A 20,723-nucleotide genomic window follows, 5' to 3' on the forward strand; every position below is an offset into this window, starting at 1 on the left:
GGGGCTGCGCAATTGTCCAGAGCGGAGCTCGGCAGGCGGCTGCGCCGGCCCCTGATGCTCGTGCTGCCGGCCGCGGTCGCCGTGTTCGGCGCCTTCATGTATCTCGCCCAGCAGCAATACGTCTCGACCGACGACGCATTCGTTCGCGCCGCCAAGGTGACCATCAACGCTCGGGTTTCCGGTCAAGCGGTTGAGATCGCCGTGCGGGACAACGAGCGCGTTCGGCAGGGGCAGGTCCTGTTTCGGATTGATCCGGAGCCCTACCAGATTGCCGTCGATCAGGCGGAGGCCCGGCTCGGCAGTGCGCGCCTTCAGATCGACTCGCTCAAGGCGACCTATCGTCAGCAGCAGGCGGAACTGCAATCGGCTAAAGACTCGGCTTCCTTCGACGAGCGCGAGTTCGACCGCAAGAAGATGCTGGTCGCCTCCGACTTCACGCCGCGCGCGGTCTATGAGCGGGCCGAGACCGACATGAAGGTCTCCCGCCACCGCATGACGTCGATCGAACAGCAGATCGCCAACACGATCGTCGCGCTCAATGGCGATCCCGATATCGACGTCGACCGCCATCCGACGGTTCGCGCGGCGAGGGCGCAGCTCGACCGTGCGCGGCTCGATCTCTCCTATGCCACGGTGACGGCGCCCGACGACGGTATCGTGACGAAGGTCGACGACTTGCAGATCGGCGGCTTCGTCAATGCCGGCGCGCCCACGTTCTCGCTGCTGTCGAGCCGACACGTCTGGATCGAGGCGAATTTCCGCGAGACCGGCCTGACCCACATGCATCCGGGTCAGGAGGCGACGATCGACGTCGACGCCTATCCGGATCGCAAATTCAGGGCGCATATCGTCAGCATGAGTCCTGGCACAGGATCTGACTTCTCTATCCTGCCGCCAGAGAATGCGACCGGAAACTGGGTCAAGGTCGTGCAGCGCCTGCCGGTGCGCCTCGAACTCGACGATCTCGATTCAAACCGGCCATTGTTCTCGGGCATCAGCGTGACGGCGCGGGTCGACACCGGCTATCGCCGGACCTGGCCGCATCTGCTCCAACCCGCGCTCGCGGTGGAGGGCAAATGAGTACGCCCCTCCCATCGCCCGCTGCGGCCGGCGGTCATCGCGCGATCGCCGTGGCTGCCCTCATGGCGACCTACATGCAAGCCGTCAACATTTCGATACCGAACGCGGCGCTGCCCCACATTCAAGCGACGCTCTCGATGGCTAATGACGAGGTCGGCTGGGTGTTTTCCTCGTATATCGCCGCGAGCGCCGTGACCATGTCGATCACGCAATGGCTGGCGGGACGTTACGGCCGGAAGGCGGTCTATCAGGCCGCGCTCGCGATCTTCGTGCTTGGTCTGGTCCTTAATACGCTGGCGACCACGTCCATCCAGTTCGTGCTGGCCCGAATCCTCCAGGGATTGGCGAGCGGGCCGCTTGCGCCGCTTTCGCTGGCGATCCTGCTCGAGGTGACGCCGCCGGCGCGACATGCGCGCATGAGCCTGGCGTGGACCGTGTGCTCACTGCTCGGCATCAGTAGCGGCCCCGCCATTGGCGGCTGGCTCAGTGAATATTACGGCTGGCCATCGATCTTCTATGTCAGCCTGCCGATGGCTGGCTTCATCTTCCTGACGATGACCCAACTGCTGGGCGAGAAGCGGGCGGAGCGCAGCCAGTCCTTCGACTTCTTCGGCCTGACGACCTTCTCCGTCGGCATGATCGGGCTGCAAATGCTGCTCGACCGCGGCGAGCGTCTCGAATGGTTCGCCTCGACGGAGATCTGGGTCGAAGCAACCGCGTCGGTTCTGGGTTTCTATCTCTTCATCGTCCATGTCATGACGACAAGGGAGCATTTTCTCCGCACCGCGCTGTTCAGGGATCGCAATCTCATCCTCTCGACCGTCATCTCCTTCGCGCTGGGCTTCGTCCTGCTGCCGACCCTGGCGTTGACGTCCCCCATGCTGGAGGAATTGCTCAACTACCCCGTCGACACCACCGGCTACATGACCATTCCGCGCGGTGTGGCGCTGGTAGGAGCTCTGGTGCTGACGAGCCTGGTTCCGACTCAGATCGACTATCGGCCGTTCCTCATCGGCGGAATGGCGCTGGTGGTCTATGCCAATTGGCTGATGCTCGGCTATTCACCGGCGATGGATTGGCGGCCGGTGGTCGAAGCCGGTCTGCTCCAGGGGGCCGGTATCGGCATGTTGCTGCCTGCGCTCGCCAGAGCCGCTTTCGGCACGCTCGATCCGAAGCTTCGGCCGGAAGGCAGCGCGCTGATCAATCTGTCGCGCCTCTATGGCAGCACCATCGGCATCGCGGTGGTTCAGCTCTTTTTCTATGCCAACACGCAAGCCGTGCACATCGCGCTCGCCAAGAACCTGACGCCCTATCGTGTCGCCGCTTATTTCGGGGGCTCGATCGGCAAGCCGGGCCTCGCCGCGCTCAACGGCATGGTCACGCGTCAGGCGGCCACGGTTGCGGTCATCGACCAGTTCGAGATCCTGATGTTCGCCATGCTCGTGGTGATCCCGCTCGTGTTTTTTCTCCGTAAGCCGCGTCCCGCCGGTTAACGCCGGGGAGTCGTGAAATGACATCGCATCGTCAATTTCGATCACCTCGTCTTCCACTTGTGCGGGAGCCGAGGACAAACAAAGGAGCAGCAGCATGACGACGTCAGATTCGCTTCGCTATACGAGGATTCCAACCCATGGATCGGGGACGATTCCCGCTGTGGGATTTGGCACGCTCATTCCGGATCCGCTCGTGACCAGGCAGGCCACCAAGGCTGCATTGGAGGCGGGATTTCGACATCTTGATTGTGCAGAGCGCTACCGCAACGAGGAGGCCGTGGGCGATGCGCTGCAAGAGACGTTCAAGGCGGGGACTCTTCAGCGCCAGGATCTGTTCGTGACGACGAAGCTATGGAACACCAACCATCGGCCGGAGCGGGTCAAGCCTGCCTTCGACGCCAGTCGCCGGCGGCTGCAACTCGACGATATCGACTGCTACATCATCCATACGCCCTTTGCCTTTCAACCCGGCGACGAGCAGGACCCGCGGGATGGAAGTGGCCACGTGATCTATGATTCAGGCGTGACGTTGGCGGAGACATGGGGCGCGCTGGAGCGCCTCGTCGACGAGGGGCACTGCAAGGCGATCGGCCTGTCGGACATTACCTTGGAGAAGCTGCGCGAGATCGTTGCGGTCGCGCGGATCAGGCCTGCCATGGTGCAGGTCGAATCGCATCCATATCTTCCCGAATGGGAACTACTCGACTTCTGTCGCGAACATGGAATTGTCTTGCAGGCGTTTGCAGCGCTGGGACACGCCATGAAGCCGAACCTCCTCGCTGACCCCGTGATCACCGCCATCGCCGAGCGCCTGCACAAGACGCCGGCTCAGATAGCGCTGGCCTGGGCCGTCCAGCGCGGCACCGCTTTCCTGACGACCTCGACCAATCCTCGGCGCATCCAGGAGAACTTCGATATCTCGGCCTTGCCCGAAGACGCCATGCGGGAGATGCAGGACCAGATCACGACGAACATCAGGTTCAACACAGTGGTCGAGACCGGCGTGCCCGGATTTATTCCTCGCGCCGGATGAACCGAGCATTGCTGAGCCGTGTTCCGCGACCGGGACGCGGCGCTCACACTCGGATCAGGTCCGCAGTTGCGCGATCAGGCTGCGTGCGATCCGCATGTCGGCGATGTCGGATCCTTCGGTCATCGCCCCGCATACCTTCTCAAGAATTGTGAGCGCCTCTGTACGCTGGTCTCGTCCAATCCTGAACTGCGCAATGCTGATCGCGCATCGCAACTGCCAGAAGCCCGCGCCCTGCTGTGCTGCCAGATCCATGGCCTCGTCAAAGCAGGCTTCAGCGGCTTGCGAGTGCGGTGCCTCTTTCAGCATCAGCTCGCCCTTGATGCGGAGCAGCTCCGGCAGATACCAGCGTTCCTGCCTGTCGTTGCAGCGCGCCAGCGCACTCTCGATCGTGTCGAAGCCGTGATGGACCTGGTTGGCCTGTCCGAAACAGGCCGCGAGTTCACCGAGCAGGGGAAGAAAGCGCGGCAGGAAGCGCGCATCGCCGGCGCGATTGAGCTCGTCGCGCAGGAGCGGCAGGCCCGTCTCGACGTTCGTGCGTCTGGCGATCACCAGTGCGTTGAAAGCGCGCGCCCATAGACTCCAGAGCCGTATCGCGTGGCGTTCGGCATGTTCGAGCAACTCGGTGCCATAGCGTTCGGCGGCATCGTAATCCCCGGCCAGGAAGGCGATCGGGCAGGCGGCTTGTCCAAGCACGCTACAGAAGGTCAGCGCGTGGCCGTTGGCACGGCCTTCGTGGATGTTCCGTTCGGCGAGCGTTAGGGCCTGATCTGCAAAACCCTGGAGCCACAGGACACGGGCGCGGAAATATTGCGTCGATATCCGCAGATCGAGCGGAAAGATCTTTGGCCGCTCGGCCAGCACATGCAGCGATGCATTCACCCGGTCGATGCGGACCCGCGCCTCGTTCTGGTCGCCGAGATAATGCAACGCAACCGCCATGAGCCGGTCCGCCAGCATGAGGTCGGTCTTGTCGGATGAACCCGCGGCGGCTTCGGTGAAACGATCGGCGAGCGCGCGTGCCTTGCCGAACGCCCCGTTGTTGAACTGGTCGATGCACAAGCCCCAGAGTGCGCGTAGCCGGAAATCCTTGTCATCGAGCCTGTCAGCCAGTTCGAGCGTGGCCTCGAGGATCGGGCGGGCCTCGCGTGCCCGGCCGTCGCCGTACATCAGCGACCAGCCCAGCGCCGCCAGGAGCTGCATGCGCACCCGCTCGTCGCCACTGGCAGGGTCTCCGAGCGCGGCAAGCGCCGTTCTGGCGCGCTCGCGACATTCGGCGAATAACGACAGGCGTACCCAGAGCGTGACCGCGACCGCCGTCAGCGCGATGCCCAGCTGTGCGTTGCCATCGGGTGAGAAGGCCCAATCCAGCGCGGCGCGCAGATTGTCCAATTCCGCGCCATAGGTTCCAAGCCAGTCGGATAGCGGAGAGGAGGTCTCGGATTCAGCGCGTTCGAACAGGTCCCGAATATATTCGGCATGTCGTTGCGCAATCGGCTTCGCTTCGCCGACCTCGTTCAGCTTCCCGAGCGCGTAGGTGCGCGTGGTATCCAGCAGGCGATAGCGCAGCGCCCGCGCGCCGGACGGCGCGATCAGCGATTTCGTGACGAGATTGTCGATCGCCTCCATGGTCTCCGACGCACTGAGCCCATCGCCGGAGGCGACGGCGGCAGCCGCTTCCGGCGTGAACGGTCCGACGAAGACCGATAATCTTCGCAGGATGGCGCTCTCGGATGGGGGAAGGAGATCGTAGCTCCAGTCGAGCGCGGCGCTGAGCGTCTGGTGTCGCGGAATGGCCGTGCGTCGCCCGCGCCATTGCAGCGAAAAGCGGCTGTCGAGAAGGGAGGCCGTGCCCGCGATTCCATACGCATTGACGCGCCCCGCGGCGAGCTCGATCGCAAGCGCGATGCCGTCGAGACGGCGGCAGATGTCCGCAACGAGCGGCGCCTCTTCCGCGCTGAGCTGAAACGGGCCGGAGCTTTGCGCGATACGTTCGACGAAAAGCTGGGCTGCGGGATAGGACAGGATTTCGGCCACGGCGAGGTCGTCGCGCCGGGGCGGACAATCCAGCGGAAACAGCCGAAAGATCCGTTCGCCTTCGCTGCGAAAGGATTCCCGGCTGGTGGCGAGCACATGCAATCGTGGCGCCTCGCGAACGAGGCGTTCGACGAGCGGCGCAAGGGTCTCCAACACGTGCTCGCAGCTGTCGAAGATCAGCAGCGTCGATTTCGCCTGGAGATGTGTCAACAGGGCCGGGACCGGATCCTCCGCGTTGATGGCGAGCCCGAGTGCCGATGCAATGGTGATTGCCGCGAGCTCAGGCTTCCTCACCGGTCCGAAGTCGACGAAGAAGATGTGTCCGTCGAAATGGGCAAGCTGGCGATGGCCCACGGTCACGGCCACTGCGGTCTTGCCGATGCCGCCGGGGCCAACCACGGTGACGAAACGATGCAGCGAGAGCCCGGTTGAAATCTTCTCGATAACGTCGTCTCGGCCGATCACCCGGGCGAGCGGAGGGGGAAGCGAGCGGGAGAGGGGGACATCGACCGGGGAGGGCTGGACCGCAGGTACAGTCTGGGTGAGCGACGCGACGAAGCAATAGCCACGGCCGGGGACATTGACGACATAGCGGGCCGACTTGCCGGTATCGCCAAGTGCCTTGCGCAGCGCTGCGATGTGGAAGCGGAGGCTGCCATCGTCCACATTCACGTCGGCCCAGACCCGTTTGACCAGCTCCCGCTTGTCGATGACTTCGCCGGGACGCTCGGCCAGGAAGATGAGGATGTCGAGCGCGCGACCGCCAACGTGAAGTTGTGCGCCGTCCTTCTCCAAGAGTCGGGACTTGGAAAAAAGTCGAAATGGCCCAAAAGAAATGGCCGAGTCATGGTTGTTATCGGCTGGCACGCGCCATCGCCCCCTCGGCAGGGAGTCAAAAATGTTTGAATTCGGTCTAGCAGATCGAGGCGGTGAGTAAACTGGACGAAAGCAGCGGGGGCGGCTGCTGGCCCGCTGCCGGTTGCTTCGATCCGCATTTCATAGACGGAAATATCGCTTGCGGATGAATGGCTTAAGTCGGCAGCCGAAGCAGCGCGGTTCGCGTAGCTGTCTGCCCCGCGCAGGGGAGCATGCCGCAAAACGGGTGGTGATTTCCGCTTTGCGCGTAAGCCGTGGTCATCTCACCGATTGCGCGTGCCATTGACGATGGCCGCGTACAGCTGCGAATGGAGGTTTGGGAGCCGGTCCCGCCTCTGATCAAAGCTCACGACTTTCGGGACAGGACATGCCCTCCCTCTCGCGCCGACAATTCGTCAATGCGGCCGCGTTTGCAGCTACGCTTGCCGGGATTCCACGCAGCGGAAGGGCCGCAGATTATCCATCGCGTCCCATTCGCCTGGTGATCCCGTATGCAGCGGGCGGCTCGGGTGACCAGATCGGACGTCCCTGGGCTGAGAGAATGTCATCGCAGCTCGGTCCGACTTTCGTCGAAAACATCGGCGGTGCGGGTGGTGCGATCGGCACCACGGCCGTCGCGCGCGGTGAGCCCGATGGCTATTCGCTGCTTCTGGGAAATGGCAGCACGCAAATCATCATTCCGCTGACGACGCCAAATCCGGCTTATTCCATCGGCGATTTCCGGGCGATCTATCGCCTGATCAACAGTGCGCTGGTTTTCGCCATCCATCCCTCGGTGCCGGCGACCAATCTGCGAGACCTGATCGCCTTTGCCAGGATCAATCCCGGCACGCTGTCCTATGGGACGCCCGGCATCGGCACCGGCAATCACCTCGTCGGCGAGTTGTTCAAGCAGCAGGCAGGCGCGCTGGATATCGTCCACGTTCCCTATCGGGGGATATCGCAGGCCACCAACGACCTCGTCAGCGGCCAGATATCTCTCATCATTGCCGTCATGTCGGTTCAATTGCAGCAACTGAACCGGGCCGGCAAGATACGGCTGCTCGCGGTCACGACCGACAGTCGGCTGAGCGGCGCGCCGGACATACCGACTGCAATTGAATCGGGCATGCCGGATCTCAGATATGAGGGATGGTTCGGCCTGTTCGCACCGAAGATGACCGAGGATGCGATCATCGATCGGATTGCGCAGGCGACACGGGCGGCGATGGCCGATCCTGAGCTTCAGGCGAATTATCGCGCGCAGGGCATGGAGCCGGACAGCGATTCGAGCCCGGACAAATTCCAGCGCATCGTCGACGCCACATCGACAAGCCTTGCCCCCGTGATCAAGTCGATCGGGCTCAAGTCGTTGTGAGCGCACGCTCGACGAGCGCGATGACCTCGTCCGCCTCTTGTTCTGTGCTGTCGAAGCGGGCCACGAAACGGATCACCTCTTGGCCTCGTCGCGCGAATTGCAGTCCGCTCGCGGCAAGCCTGGTGATAGCCAAAGCGGGCAGCTTGACGAAGACCAGATTAGCTTCCACGGGCGCATCGAGCCGAACGTCGGGCAGCGCGGCAAGACCCGCTCCAAGATGCGCAGCCACGGCATTGGCCTTTGCTGCGAGCCGTAGATAGAGGCCATCCTCGACGTAAGCGAGCAGCTGCGCAGATGCATAGCGCATCTTCGACCAGGTCTGGCCAGCGCGGCGAAGCCGATAGGACAAGGGTTCAACGAGGTCCTGGTCGAACACCACGATCGCGTCCGCCGACATCGCCCCGTTTTTGGTCGCTCCGAAGGACAGGATATCGACGCCGGCCCGCCAGGTCATGTCGGCCGGGTGACAGCCGAGCCGCGCCAGCGCGTTGGCGAAGCGGGCGCCATCCATGTGCACCGACAGATTCTTGTCGCGGGCGATCGCACTGATCTCGGCGATGTCAGCGAGAGAGTAGATGGTCCCGAATTCGCTGGCCTGGGTGATCGACACCGCATCGGGTTGCGAGCGATTGCGGACTCCCCAGGCCGTTCGGGCGAGCGCCTCGCGCAGGATCGCCGGCTCGATCCGAAAGTGCCGGCCGGGGAGGGTGAGGAGCTTCGCGCCGCCTGTGAAGGCTTCGGTCGCGCCGCCTTCCGCCGTGTGGATGTGCGCCTCCTCGTGGCAATAGATCGCGCCATAGGGCCGCGTGCAGGCCGCGAGTGACAGGGCATTTGCCGCCGTGCCGGTCGCGACGGGGAATACAGTGACCTCGGTCTCGAACAGTGTCGAGAAGCGACGGTTCAACAGTTTCGAACACTCGTCGTCACCGTAAGAGGCGGCCGGGCCGCGGTTGGCCTCGGCAATCGCCTGCAGTATCTCGGGGCTGATCGGCGCGACGTTGTCGCTGCGGAAATTCGGGAGCGTCCGGGCTGCGTCGTTCATACGGTCTTGTCCTAGCGATCATATCACGGTTGTTTGTTGCCGGTTTAAGCGCCGGTTGATCAGAAGCAAGGGGATTGCGGTGACGAGAATGAGCACTGCGGCCGCGGCAGCCGCAAGCCCCGCGCCCGTCCCCTCAATGGCATGGTACATGACAACGGTCGTGGTGACCCAGCCGCTCGCATAGAGGACGATGGTCGCGCTCAACTCGGATGCCGCCGTGATCCAGACGAGCACCAGCCCGCCGACAAGGCCGCTCGCCATCAACGGCACCGTCAGGGTTGCGAAGGTTGTGGTCGGCGACACTCCAAGATTGATCGAGGCCTCCTCGAGCGAGGGATCGAGCTGATGTACGATGGCCGAAGATGACCGGATCGCGAAGGGCAGCTTGCGGACGACATAGGCGATGACCAGGATCAGCCAGCCGCCCGTCAGAACCAAAGGACCGCTGTTGAACGCAATGATGAGCCCGATCGCCAGGATTGTACCGGACACCGCAAACGGCACCATGCCGATGAAGTCGAGCAACCCCGACAAGCGGGAGCGATGTCGGGCTACGACATAGCCGATCGGAGCACCGATCAGCATGGTTGCGACGGCCGCGATGCTGGCGAGTGTGAGCGTGTTAAGCAGCGGCCGATAGGAGCCCGACAGCAGGGTGGCGTAATTGCTCAATCCCAGCTCCCAGGTCAGGACGGGGCCGCGGAAGCGCAGGACGGAGACCATCAAGACTGCTGCGAAAGGCAGCAGCGAGACGATGACGATGCCCCAACTCACGGTCGTAGCCGCAAGCCGCAGTCCTGGCGTCAGCGGCAGTTTCGCGGGCGCGCTGCGGGCGCTGGTCGAGAAACGACGCTTGCCGAGATAGTGCCGTTGAACGAGAAGCGTGAGCGCCGTGCAAGCGATCAGGAGCACGCTGAGCGCGCCCGCCGCAGCGGGGTTCGCGTCAGATTCACCGGCGAACAGCTTGAAGATGTCGATGGCAAGGAACGGCCGGTCTTCGGCCAGCACCGCCGGCACGCCGAAATTCTCCAGTGCCTCGATGAAGACCAGGAGTCCCCCGGCCAGGATCGCCGGCATCACGATCGGCAACAATACGGTGCGGATCACATAGGGCCGTGAGCCGCCGAGATTGCGCGCTGCCTCTTCCATCGAGGCGTCGACGGCCTGGAAACCGGCCAGGACCGGCATGACAACGTACGGATAGAGCGTCAATGTGAATACGATGACGATGCCGGGCAGGCCATAGATCGAGCCGATCGGGATGCCGATCCCCCGCAAAGCCGTGGTGACGACGCCGGCATGGCCGAACAGCAGCACCAGCGCGTAGGCGCTGACGAAGGAGGGGAGGACCAGCGGCAGACTCGCGAGTGTCAGGAGCAGCGCACGTCCCGGGACGTCGATCCGGGCGAGGCAGAAGGCGAGCGGGATGCCGATGGCGCAGGCGAAGACGGTCGCAAGCGCGGCTGCGAGCAGGCTGTTGCCGATGCTGCCGAGATAGTAGCGGCTCTTTACAATCGCCGCGTAGTTCCCGAGTGTCAGGCCGCCCGTACCGTCGATCCGTATGCTGGCATCAAGGACGAGCGCCAGCGGGTAGAGCAGAAAAACCGCGAGCAACACCAGGGCGGCCAGCGTCACGATGGTGGCGAAGCGTTTCATGGCGAGGGAAACGCCTTGATCTGGGCAGGGTCGTAGGCAAGGGCGAGCGATGCGCCAGGCAAGACATCGAACGCCTGCGCCCCGAGCGCGGAGATCCGAATCTGGGTGCCGTCCGGCAGGGTTGCGTGAAGACGCTGCATCGGGCCCAGAAATTCACGCAGCGTCAAATGGGCTTGAATGCGTGGGCCGTCGGAGCCGTCTCCCAGCCGCAAGGCCTCCGGCCTGAGCGACAGCAGGACCGGCGCGCCTGGTGGGGCGATCTCGCCCCTGACCGCGAACTCCGTGCCGGCTGCCGCGACATGCGTATTGCGGCCGTCGAAAGCGCCTGCGATGCCCGGCACCATATTGGTCGAGCCGAGAAACTCGGCCACGAAGGCAGTCTGCGGCGTTCGATAGATGCGCTCGGGTGTGTCCACTTGCTCGACCTTGCCCTGACGCAAGACGGCAATGCGATCGGAAATGGCGAGCGCCTCCTCCTGATCATGTGTTACGTAGATCGCGGTCAGACCGAGCGCCTGCTGCAGTTGCCGGATCTCGATCCGCATTTCGGTGCGTAGCTGCGCGTCGAGATTGGACAAGGGCTCGTCGAAGAGGAGCACTGCGGGTTCGATCACGAGCGCGCGCGCGATTGCCACGCGTTGCAGCTGACCGCCCGAGAGCTGATGCGGTGAGCGTGGACCGTAGCCGGCGAGACGCACCCGCTCGAGCGCCTTGTCGACACGCGACTTGATCTCGGCCGCCGGGACATTTCTGGCCTTCAGCCCGTAGGCTACGTTTCCGGCGACGGTGTGGTTGGGGAAGATCGCGTAGTTCTGAAACACCATGCCGATGTCGCGGCGATGTGCGGGCAGGCCATCGATGCGCCGCGCGTCAAAGGAAATGGAGCCGGATTCAACATCGGCAAAGCCGGCGATCATGCGCAGCAGCGTCGTCTTCCCGCAGCCCGAAGGCCCAAGCAGCGTGAACAGCTCGCCATGCTTGATGTCGAGTGAGATGTCATCCACGGCCCGCACCGTGTCGAAGGTGCGGGTCAGGTTTTTGATCCGGATCGAGGTCATCAGATCAGCGCGTGTTCTGAATCGTGGTCTTCAGCCGCGCGAGCGTCTCGCGCCGGGCCGCTTCCCATTTGCCGTCGTCGTAGGGCAGCACCTTGATCACCGCGAACGGCGGCATGCCGGCCGCGAGGGCATCCAGTTCGATGTCCTGACGGGCAGGGCGCCGGAAGGTCGCCTTGAGCAACATCTCCTGGACTTCCTTGCTGGCCAGATAGTCAACGAGCTTTTTGGCCGGCTCCGGGTTTGGTCCCCCTTTCAGGACAGCGACGCCTTCGACGCCCGCGTAAGTGCCCTCGGGCGGATAGACGACGCCCACCGGCGCACCATTATGGGCCCACAGGAAGCCGGCATATTCGAGGGTGATGCCGAGCGGATACTCGCCGCTGCCTACTCCGTCGAAGACCTGTGTCGAGCGGTTGAGGACTTTCGCATTCCCAAGCAACTCACCCATCTTCGTCCACGCCGCGTCTCCTTCGCCCCACAGCGAGAGAAGCGTGGTGGCGGCCGCATAGGAGAATCCGGAATTGGCCGGGTCAGTGAAAGCGAGCCTGCCTTTCCATTTCGGGTCGAGGAGATCGGCCCAGGATTTGGGCCCGCCGGCGCTGTCGATCGCCTTCGTGTTCAGGCCGATCACAACGACCTGGATGTTCGTGCCCAACCAGAGATCGTTTGGATCACGGAATTGGGCCGGCACGGCTTCGCGTCCCTTGGCCGGATAGGCCTGAAGGTAGGGGCTGGCCAGCCGCAGGATCGTCGCATTGACACCCCAGATCACGTCGCCCTGTGGATTGGCGGCCTCGGAGGCGACGCGGCGCACAAGGACCCCTGATCCGGTCGACACCACGTCGACCTTGATTCCGGTCGCCTTGGCGAAGCCGTCGCTGACAAGCTTGTTCACGGTGTCGTCGTTTGCCGAATAGAGCACGACGTTCTGCTGGGCCCATACCGACCCGGCTGCGAGGAGCGATGCCGCGAGCGTCACTGCTCGGGCGAGGACGGAGGCAGGACATCTCATGGTGGTTTCGCCCTTGTCGGTTTAACCGTTGTTCATTTGGTGCCGGCGAGGTGTTCGGCGGCTGCCTTGAGTCCTGCACCGTGCTGGATATTCAGACCGAGCTTCGTGAGCGCGTCTTCGAGATGCAGAAGGTCGGTCAAAATGGTCCCGTCGCTCAAAGCACCCATCGTGCCAAACCGGATGACACGGCCGGAGAGACGGTTACGGGCGCCCGCGATCACCGTGCGGTGATCCTGGTAGAGCTGCCGCACGATGGCTCCCCCTTCAAGCCCGTCAGGGACCTTGAAAACCACGACCGTATTCGAGCGCAGCCCATCATTGCAAAAATCGGCGAGCCCGAGCGCCGCGCCGCCGGCGCGCAGCGCGCCGGAGAGCCGCTTGTGGCGCGCGAGCACGTTCGAGAAACCTTCCTCGTGCATCATCGTCAAGGCTTCGCGCAGGCCATAGATAAGGCTCACCGGTGCCGTGAACGCGGTCTCGTTCTGCTCCGCGGATTTCAGCGCTCGCCCGAAATCCCAATAGAAGACCGATCGTCCGACGTCCTGTTCGATCACGCGCCATGCCTTGGCGCTTACGCTGGCAAGAGCAAGGCCCGGCGGGCACATCAAGGCCTTCTGCGAGGCCGAGACCACGATGTCGACGCCCCATTCGTCCTGCCGCATCGCGATGCCGCCGAGACCGCTCACCGAATCTGCGATGAGCAGCGTTGGCTTATCGCGCACAAGTGCGCCCAGCGCTGCGAGATCGGCCACGATCCCGGTCGAGCTCTCATTGTGCACGACGACGACGGCCCGATAGGCGTGCTCGCGCAACCGGGCCTCCACCGCAGCGACATCGATCGCCTGACCCCACGCGATGGGGACCGTGTCGACCGTGATGTTCATGGCCTTGGCGATCGAGGTGAAGCGCTCGCCAAATTGGCCGTGCTCGATCACGAGGATCCTGCTGTCGGGTTCGACCACGTTGACGAGCGCGGCCTCCATCAGGCCGGTGCCTGAGCTGGCAAAGAACAGGACACGGTTCGTCGTGCCCAGAACCGGGCGGATCATCTCTTCTGCTTCGCCAATCGCAGTCCGGCACTCGGGGCCGCGGTGGCTGACCATCACGCGGGCCATCGCCTGTCGCACGCGTTCGGGGACTTCGGTTGGGCCGGGAAGCCGAAGACGGTATCCCATCGAAGCGATGGCGGATGGAGTGTCGTTCGTTGTCATAGCTTGAAGTCACCGTTCTGACGCATGTGGGGAAAGAGGCCGGTGGCAGAGCGCGAGCTGTTTCGACGATGAGCTGATGACCGAATTCCCTCGCCGGCCTCGTGCAGTGTGATGCCAAACCGCTTGGGATCGCGGACGGTCTCTCTGCCCATCGCCTTGAAATAGTCGAGGGCCATCAGGACCGACCCGTCGATGCCGAGCGCGCAATCGACCGCGCAGACCATGAGATCCCTCGCGCGCGCATCCTGCCCGGACTTTCGAGCGAGGATCTTCTCGGAGATCGTGCGCCCGGCCATCTCTATCGAACCCCATTGAAAATGGAACGCCGTTACGCATAGTGTAACGGTGGTAGACCGAGGTCAACCGAAAATCGGCAGGCAGGGATTTCGATGCCCAAGACACAAGGGGTCGCCGCCGTGCAACGCGCGCTGGCGATTCTGGATACTTTCGCAGGAGCCGGGTCACGCAGCCTTGCGGACATCGCCAGGATCACGGGTTTGGCGAAGCCGACCGTGATGCGCTCGCTCGTGTCGTTGGACGAAGCCGGCTACCTCGTCCGCTTGGGTGACGGGCGCTATGCACTCGGCGCGAAGACTTTCCAGCTCGGCACCACATATCGGGCCAATTTCAATCTCGAACAGCACGTGCTGCCGGCCCTTCAGCGGCTGAGCCAGGACACCTTGGAGAGCAGCGCGTTCCATGTGCGCGAACGCGACAGCCGGCTCTGCCTGTTTCGGGTGGATTCGCCCCAACTCGTCCGCGACGTCGCACGGCCCACAAATCTCGCGCCGCTCGATTTGACCTCGACGGGCCAGGTGCTGAGGACGGCCCGTTGGGCAGACCGCATGGATGACGGTGTGCAGGTCTTCGTCAGTTCCGGTGTCTACGACGCTGTGACGGCCTCCCTGTCCACCGCCGTCTTCGGCCATGACGGAGCGCTGGTCGGTGCCATGACCGTGAGCGGCCCAGTCGAACGTATCCGCCGGGCCGACCTCCAGGCGCTGGCATCCCTTCTCACCGACGCATCGCATCGGCTCTCACTCTTGCTCGGTGCGCCATTGCCCCGGGAGATCGGCACGCCGCGGATCATCAGCCTGCCATCGGCCGACTAGCTTAATCCTCGAAGAACGGATTCGCTGGTCGCTCAAGGCCAAGATGATCGCGCAACGTCGTCCCTTCATAGTCTGTGCGAAATAGTCCACGCTCCTGGAGAATGGGCACCACGAGCTCTACAAAATCCTCAAATCCTTCGTGGAAGTAGGGCGGCATTACGTTGAATCCGTCGGCCGCGTGGTCTTCGAACCAGTGTTGCAGCGTATCCGCGATTCGTTCGGCCGAGCCGCACAGCACCCAATGGCCGCGTGCGGCCGCGGTGAGATTGTAGAGATCGCGCAGCGTCATGTTCTCGCGGCGCGCCTTGGCAAGCATGACGCTGGCGAAGCTGTGATAGCTGTCGGACGGCGCGATGTCCGGAACCGGTCCGTCCAGATCATAGGCCGACATGTCGCGGCCGAAGCGGTCGGAGAGAATGGCGATTGCGTTGCTGCCGCTGACGAAGCTCTGCAGCACGTTGAGCTTCTCGAACGCTTCCTTGTCGGTTCGGCCGACGATCGGCATGACACCCGGCAGCACCGTGACGTCTTCCGGCTTGCGGCCGAACGCCGGCAGACGATCTTTCAATGACGCGTAGCCGGCCTTGGCTTCGTCGATGTCCTGCACCACAGAGAACACGATATCCGCTGTTCGTGCGGCGAGCGCCTGTCCCGCCTCGGAGCCGCCGGCCTGGAGCACGACGGGGCGGCCTTGCGGGGTGCGGCCGATGTTGAGCGGACCCTTCACCTTGAAGAATGGGCCGTCATGGTCGATTGGACGCAACTTTGCCGGATCGATGTAGAGGCCGCTGCTGCGGTCGGCGACGATGGCGTCATCAGCCCAGCCGTCCCACAGGCCTTTCACGACGTCGAGGAATTCACCGGCCATCTCGTAGCGGCGGGCGTGGTCGGGATGGGTGGTGCCGAAATTGGCAGCGGTCGCCGGATTGGCCGTCGTCACCGCATTCCACGCCGCGCGACCTTGGCTGATATGATCGAGCGAGGCGAACACGCGCGCGACCGAGAACGGATCGCTGTAAGTCGTCGACACCGTGGCCCCGAGCCCGACATGGCTGGTCGAGGTGGCAAGTGCCGCCAGCATGGTCAGCGGCTCCAGTCGCAACGTATAGGAAGGATGCGCGCTGGCGTCGGCATAGAGATTATCGCCCATGAAGATCAGGTCGAACTTGCCGCGCTCGGCGGTGCGGCCGATCTCCTGGATCGCGGCGAAATCCTGGAAGCTGTCCACCGCGCCGGGATAGCGCCAGCCCGCGACGTGGCTGCCGGTCCCCAGGATGAACAGGCCGAGATGCATCTGACGTTTCATGGCATCATGTCCAGAACAGGAGCTTGCGTTCGAGAAAGCCGATCAGGCCGAAGAAGGCGAGGCTCGCGGCAGAGGCCACGAAGATCGCCGACCAGACCTGGACGAAGTCGATCTGGAGCACGGCCTGGTAGATCACCCAGCCGAGCCCGCCCTGGGCGCCGAGCATTTCGGTGACGATCGCGACGATGACGCTGCGCACCGTCGAGACGCGCATTCCGGCCAACAGCAACGGCAACGCGGTCGGCAGGCGCAGGCGCCACAGCACGCCAAAGCGGCTTGCGCCAAAACTCTTCATGAGATCGACGGCGCGGCGATCGACACGGTCGAGCCCGGCCAGCATCGACAGCAGGACGGTAAAACTCACCGCCATCGCCACCATGACGATCTTCGAGCTGACGCCGATGCCGAACCAGAGCAGGATCAGTGGCGAATAGCCGACCACGGGCACCGAATTGATCGCGGTTGCGAGCGGCAGGATGGCGGCACGAAGCGCCGGCGCCAAAGCGATGGCGACGGCAAGGCCGATGCCGATCAGGCAGCCGAGACCGTAGCCCACCAGCGCTTCGAGCAGGGTATAGCCGGCAGCATCAATGAGGATTGCACGCTTGGACCAGAGGCCGACGAGGATGTCGCTGACGGCTGGAAGAACATAGGCCGGCAGGTGCAGTCCGCGCGCCAAACCTTCCCAGCACGCAATCAGAAGCACAGCGCCCAAAATGCCACGCTGCACGGCGAGCGAAGGGGAGGCGAGCGCGCGGCTCATTGCTCGGCGTTCCAGAATACGAGCCGCCGCTCGACCGCAGCGACGACGGCATAGAAGCCGGTACCGAGCAGGGCGGCGGCGAGCAGTGTCGCCCAGATCGCGACGACGTTCTCGGTAAACATGGCCTGGAGCAGCAGCACGCCGAGCCCGGTGGTGTCGCCGAACCACTCGCCGACGATGGCACCGACCAGGCTCAGCGACGCGGCGAGTCGCAGAGCGACGAATATCTGCGGCAGCGCGGTCGGAAGCTGCAAGCGCAGCAGGAGCTGACGGTTGGAGGCGCCAAAGCTGCGCATCAAGTCGACCTGCTTGGGATCGACGGTCTCGAGGCCCAGCAGCGTGTTCACCGTCACCGGAAAGAACGTCAGATAGAATGCGATGATCGCCTTGGCGAGTAGCGTGTTGCCGAACCACAGCACCACCAGCGCGCCGAAGGCGATGACCGGAATGGTCTGCGACACCACGAAGATCGGAAACACCATCTCGCGCAGCGCGCGGACGCGGAAGAACGCGATGCCTATGAACACGCCGAACGCGCCGCCCGCGGCAAAGCCGATCAGCGTCTCGGCAAGCGTGCGCAGGAAGCCGTCGACATAGGCGCGGGGTGTGGCCGCAATCGACATCAGGATCGTGCTCAGCCGCGGCAGATAATAGGGCCGGATGCCGAAGAGCAGCACCGCGCCTTCCCAGATCACCGCCGCAATGGCGAGGCCGAGCAGGAGCCGGATCAGCTTGCGCAGCCAATCCGGCATCGCCATGCGCCGCGCGGCTACACCGCTTTCGCCGAGCGATGTCGAAGGGCTGCTCACGGCAGCCGGTCTGCCAGCGGCACGCTCTGGATGAAGCTCGCGTCATAGGCGGCAACGAGATCGAGCGGCTTGGAGATCACGCCGTATTTCAGGAAGAAGTCGTGGGCGGTCTTGACTGCGTCGGCGTCGATCCAGAACATGCCGTTCTTCGCTGCCGCGCCGGCGGTCATCAGCCGCTTCACCTCGGTGAGCATGAACTCCTGCTGCGCGCGGTCGAGCGTCGGGGCTGCGGCCATCACGGTGTCGACGGCGCCCTTGGGATCGGCGAAGGCATCCTTCCAGCCCTTGAGCGAAGCCCGCAGGAACGCCTTGACGAGCTCCGGCTTCTCCTTGGCGGTGGCCTCGGCCACGATCAGCGTGTCGCGCGGGAAGGTGATGCCATAGTCCTCGGCGACGAAGGTTTTAAGGCTGTCCTTCGGCATGCGCGACTGGATGGTGTAGAACTCGTTGTAATAGGTCGCCGTGATCACATCGACGTTGCCGTCGACGAACGGCGTCACCGACACTTGCTGCGGCTGGATCTTCACCTCGTCGGCCTTGACGCCCTCCTTGGCCAGCATACCGTTCAGCACATGGTTGGCGCCGGTGAACCAGGTGGTGACGGTCTTGCCCTTGAAGTCCTGGAGCGTCTTTACCGGCCCGTCCTTGCGGGTGACGAAGATGAACGGCGTGATCTGATGCGACACGCCGATGCAAACGATCGGCAGGCCCTTGTCGCGCGCCGCGAACACGCTGTCGGTGCCGCCGGACAGGCCGAACGTGTCGGCGCCGGTCGCAACCAGATTTTCGGTGAGAAGGTTGGGCCCGCCCGGATTGATGGTGAGGTCGATGCCCTCGGCCTTGTAGTAGCCTTTGGCTGCCGCGACGTAGAAGCCGGCGAACTGGGCCTGCGGCAGCCATTTCAGGCGAAGGCTCGCCTTCTGCGGCTCGGCTGCAGGCACGGCCGTGACAAGCGCGCCGGTCGCCAGTGCGAGTGCGGAGAGGACTGAGAAGGCGTGGCGTCGGCTCAACATGGTCATGCTCCAGATGGTAAAAAATCAATTGCGGTAGGACTGGTCGGTGCGGTCGAGCTGGCGCATCAGCGCCGGCCATTCGCGCTCGCCGGGCACAAGAATGTCGCCCTGCAACTCCCAGAACTGGCGGGCGGCTTTCTCGCAGACCTCGTGCGGCGGCATCACCAGTTTGGCGCCGGCTGCGGCAGCGGCCTGCATCTGGAGCTGAATTCGTGCGGCGCGCTCGAAATAATAGAGCAGCATGAAGGCCTCGCCCGGCGTCCGGCCGACGGTGAGGATGCCGTGGTTGCGCATCAGCATGACCTTGTGCGGGCCGAGATCGCGCACGAGGCGGACCTGCTCATCGAGATCGATGGCGACGCCTTCATAGTCGTGGAAGGCCTGCCTGTCGTAGAAGCGCATCGCGAACTGGCTGAGCGGCAACAGGCCCTTCTCCTGCCCGGATACCGCGACGCTCGCGTCGGAATGAGTGTGCAGCACGCAGGCCGCGTCGTGGTTCGAGGTGTGGACCGCGGCATGGATGACGAAGGCCGCGACGTTGACGGCGTGCGGCGTGTCGTCGAGCTTGTTACCCTCAGTGTCGATCTTGACTAGGCTCGACGCCGTGATCTCGTCGAACAGCAGCCCGTAGGGGTTGATGAGGAACTGATCGTCATGGCCGGGAACACGCAAGGAGATGTGATTGTAGATCAGATCGTCCATGCCGAGCTTCGCAACCATGCGATAGCAGGCCGCAAGCTTGATCCGGGCATCCCATTCCGCCGGCTCGATGCCGCGCGGCGCGGGTTGCGGCTCTCTCGCTGACATCGCGTTCATTGCGACTTCTCCTGCGCGATGGAGGATTGGAACGATTTCATGCTTTCCTCCTCGATTGCATCGAGCAGCGTGCGCTTGAGACGGATGAATTCGGGGGAAGTGACGATCTCCGGCCGGCGCGGGCGAGGGAGATCGACGACCTGTTCGAGCTTCACCGAGCCGGGGCGCGCGGTCATGACCAGCACGCGGTCGCCAAGGAAGATCGCCTCGTCGACGTCATGGGTGATGAAGAGAATGGTACGGCGGTATTTCTGCCAGACGTCGAGCAGCCAGCGCTGCATCATGGCCCGCGTCAGCGCGTCGAGCGCGCCGAACGGCTCGTCCAGCAGCATCAGGTCGCGTTCGAACAGGAAGGTTCGCATCAGGGCGACGCGCTGGCGCATGCCACCCGACAATTGATTGGGATATTGCTTCTCGAAACCTGCGAGCCCGAACTCGGGCAGCATCTTCAGTGCCTTGGCGCGCGCCTGATCGCGCGGCATGCCCTCGACCTCGAGCGCGAGGATGGCGTTGTCCACGACGTTGCGCCACGGAAACAAGAGGTCGCGCTGCGGCATGAAGGAGACGCGGCCGAGCAGATCGGCGGCGTGGCAGCTCTTGCCCTCGAAGCGCAGGATGCCTCCGGCGTCCGGCTCTTCCAGTCCGGCGACGATGTTGAACAGGGTGCTCTTGCCGCAGCCGCTTGGGCCGACGACAGTGACGAACTCGCCGGGAGCGATGTTCGCCTGAAGTCCCGACAGCGCCGCGACGGCACCGAAGGTCTTGCTGACCGCACGCATTTCAAGCAGCGGCTCAGGCTTCGGCTGTGCCTGCGGGGCTTCGGTGGTCGGTCCGGGGTTGGGTAGGCGGGCGGCCTGCACCGGCATGTCCTTGTATAATGGCGGCGGCCATTCGCATACGACAGCGGACCGCATCGAAATCTCTTAGCAACTCGTGTGCCAGTGCGATTTCCGGGCAAATCAGGCATAAGACTTGCGAGCCTCCGAAGCGAATGCGTTCGAGTCGTGCGTGTCCAAGATGGAAATGGGCTGTTTCGCTGGGATAAGGCCGCC

General features: G+C 63.7%; 18 protein-coding genes. 5 read left to right on the top strand and 13 right to left on the bottom strand.

The window, feature by feature from the left end; genetic code table 11:
• The first annotated feature begins 12 nt into the window (after positions 1-12).
• The 3 genes from UB31_RS17300 (at position 13) to UB31_RS17310 (ending at position 3,606) form a co-directional block, all read left to right on the top strand.
• Positions 13-1,080, top strand: coding sequence for an HlyD family secretion protein (locus tag UB31_RS17300; protein ID WP_245306002.1), 1,068 nt, complete (start codon positions 13-15; stop codon positions 1,078-1,080).
• Positions 1,077-2,573, top strand: coding sequence for an MDR family MFS transporter (locus tag UB31_RS17305; RefSeq protein ID WP_045011714.1), 1,497 nt, complete (start codon positions 1,077-1,079; stop codon positions 2,571-2,573). Before UB31_RS17300 ends, UB31_RS17305 begins: the two co-directional genes overlap by 4 nt.
• Before the next feature lie 94 nt (positions 2,574-2,667).
• A complete protein-coding gene (locus UB31_RS17310) occupies positions 2,668-3,606 on the top strand; it encodes an aldo/keto reductase (RefSeq protein ID WP_045011715.1) in 939 nt (312 codons plus the stop codon).
• Positions 3,607-3,660: 54 nt separating this feature from the next.
• Here UB31_RS17310 and UB31_RS17315 read toward each other — a convergent pair whose 3' ends face one another.
• Positions 3,661-6,507: an ATP-binding protein gene (locus UB31_RS17315; RefSeq protein WP_045011716.1), complete on the bottom strand. Its 2,847-nt coding sequence runs from the start codon at positions 6,505-6,507 to the stop codon at positions 3,661-3,663.
• 376 nt (positions 6,508-6,883) lie between these two features.
• Between UB31_RS17315 and UB31_RS17320 the strand changes: the two genes are divergently transcribed.
• The gene (locus tag UB31_RS17320; RefSeq protein WP_045011717.1) at positions 6,884-7,873 is read left to right on the top strand and encodes a Bug family tripartite tricarboxylate transporter substrate binding protein; all 990 of its coding nucleotides are present in this window, start codon (positions 6,884-6,886) and stop codon (positions 7,871-7,873) included.
• On the opposite strand, the gene UB31_RS17325 is transcribed toward UB31_RS17320, so the two are convergent.
• Genes UB31_RS17325 through UB31_RS17350 form a run of 6 tightly spaced genes read right to left on the bottom strand, consistent with a single transcriptional unit; the run spans position 7,860 to position 14,148 of the window.
• Positions 7,860-8,915, bottom strand: coding sequence for a threonine aldolase family protein (locus tag UB31_RS17325; protein WP_045011718.1), 1,056 nt, complete (start codon positions 8,913-8,915; stop codon positions 7,860-7,862). The genes UB31_RS17320 and UB31_RS17325 overlap by 14 nt on opposite strands.
• A gap of 18 nt (positions 8,916-8,933) precedes the next feature.
• The gene (locus UB31_RS17330) at positions 8,934-10,571 is read right to left on the bottom strand and encodes an ABC transporter permease (RefSeq protein ID WP_045011719.1); all 1,638 of its coding nucleotides are present in this window, start codon (positions 10,569-10,571) and stop codon (positions 8,934-8,936) included.
• Positions 10,568-11,629, bottom strand: a complete 1,062-nt coding sequence (locus UB31_RS17335) for an ABC transporter ATP-binding protein (protein WP_045011720.1) — start codon at positions 11,627-11,629, stop codon at positions 10,568-10,570. The genes UB31_RS17330 and UB31_RS17335 overlap by 4 nt, the downstream gene beginning before the upstream one ends.
• Before the next feature lie 4 nt (positions 11,630-11,633).
• Positions 11,634-12,641: an extracellular solute-binding protein gene (locus tag UB31_RS17340; protein ID WP_082078539.1), complete on the bottom strand. Its 1,008-nt coding sequence runs from the start codon at positions 12,639-12,641 to the stop codon at positions 11,634-11,636.
• 32 nt (positions 12,642-12,673) lie between these two features.
• On the bottom strand, positions 12,674-13,852 hold the full coding sequence (locus UB31_RS17345) for a pyridoxal-phosphate-dependent aminotransferase family protein (RefSeq protein ID WP_082078540.1): 1,179 nt from the start codon (positions 13,850-13,852) through the stop codon (positions 12,674-12,676).
• Positions 13,849-14,148 (bottom strand): hypothetical protein, encoded by a 300-nt coding sequence (locus tag UB31_RS17350; protein ID WP_045011721.1) that lies wholly within the window; start codon positions 14,146-14,148, stop codon positions 13,849-13,851. Before UB31_RS17350 ends, UB31_RS17345 begins: the two co-directional genes overlap by 4 nt.
• Before the next feature lie 93 nt (positions 14,149-14,241).
• On the opposite strand from UB31_RS17350, the gene UB31_RS17355 reads away from it, so the two are divergent.
• Positions 14,242-14,964, top strand: coding sequence for an IclR family transcriptional regulator (locus tag UB31_RS17355; protein ID WP_050044788.1), 723 nt, complete (start codon positions 14,242-14,244; stop codon positions 14,962-14,964).
• A gap of 1 nt (position 14,965) precedes the next feature.
• Here the strand turns inward: UB31_RS17355 and UB31_RS17360 are convergent, their stop codons facing one another.
• From UB31_RS17360 to UB31_RS17385, 6 genes are read right to left on the bottom strand one after another with little or no spacing between them, the layout of a single operon-like run.
• Positions 14,966-16,270 (bottom strand): LLM class flavin-dependent oxidoreductase, encoded by a 1,305-nt coding sequence (locus tag UB31_RS17360; RefSeq protein WP_045011722.1) that lies wholly within the window; start codon positions 16,268-16,270, stop codon positions 14,966-14,968.
• 4 nt (positions 16,271-16,274) lie between these two features.
• On the bottom strand, positions 16,275-17,033 hold the full coding sequence (locus tag UB31_RS17365; RefSeq protein ID WP_045011723.1) for an ABC transporter permease: 759 nt from the start codon (positions 17,031-17,033) through the stop codon (positions 16,275-16,277).
• Positions 17,030-17,842 (bottom strand): ABC transporter permease, encoded by an 813-nt coding sequence (locus tag UB31_RS17370; protein WP_050044789.1) that lies wholly within the window; start codon positions 17,840-17,842, stop codon positions 17,030-17,032. Before UB31_RS17370 ends, UB31_RS17365 begins: the two co-directional genes overlap by 4 nt.
• Positions 17,839-18,855: an ABC transporter substrate-binding protein gene (locus UB31_RS17375; protein WP_045011867.1), complete on the bottom strand. Its 1,017-nt coding sequence runs from the start codon at positions 18,853-18,855 to the stop codon at positions 17,839-17,841. Before UB31_RS17375 ends, UB31_RS17370 begins: the two co-directional genes overlap by 4 nt.
• 24 nt (positions 18,856-18,879) lie before the next feature.
• Complete coding sequence (locus tag UB31_RS17380; protein ID WP_045011724.1) at positions 18,880-19,671, bottom strand: class II aldolase/adducin family protein; 792 nt, start codon at positions 19,669-19,671, stop codon at positions 18,880-18,882.
• Complete coding sequence (locus UB31_RS17385; protein ID WP_082078555.1) at positions 19,668-20,531, bottom strand: ABC transporter ATP-binding protein; 864 nt, start codon at positions 20,529-20,531, stop codon at positions 19,668-19,670. The genes UB31_RS17380 and UB31_RS17385 overlap by 4 nt, the downstream gene beginning before the upstream one ends.
• Positions 20,532-20,723 lie beyond the last annotated feature (192 nt).

The sequence above is a fragment of the Bradyrhizobium sp. LTSP849 genome (assembly GCF_000938255.1).
In the GTDB taxonomy this organism is placed as follows: domain Bacteria; phylum Pseudomonadota; class Alphaproteobacteria; order Rhizobiales; family Xanthobacteraceae; genus Bradyrhizobium.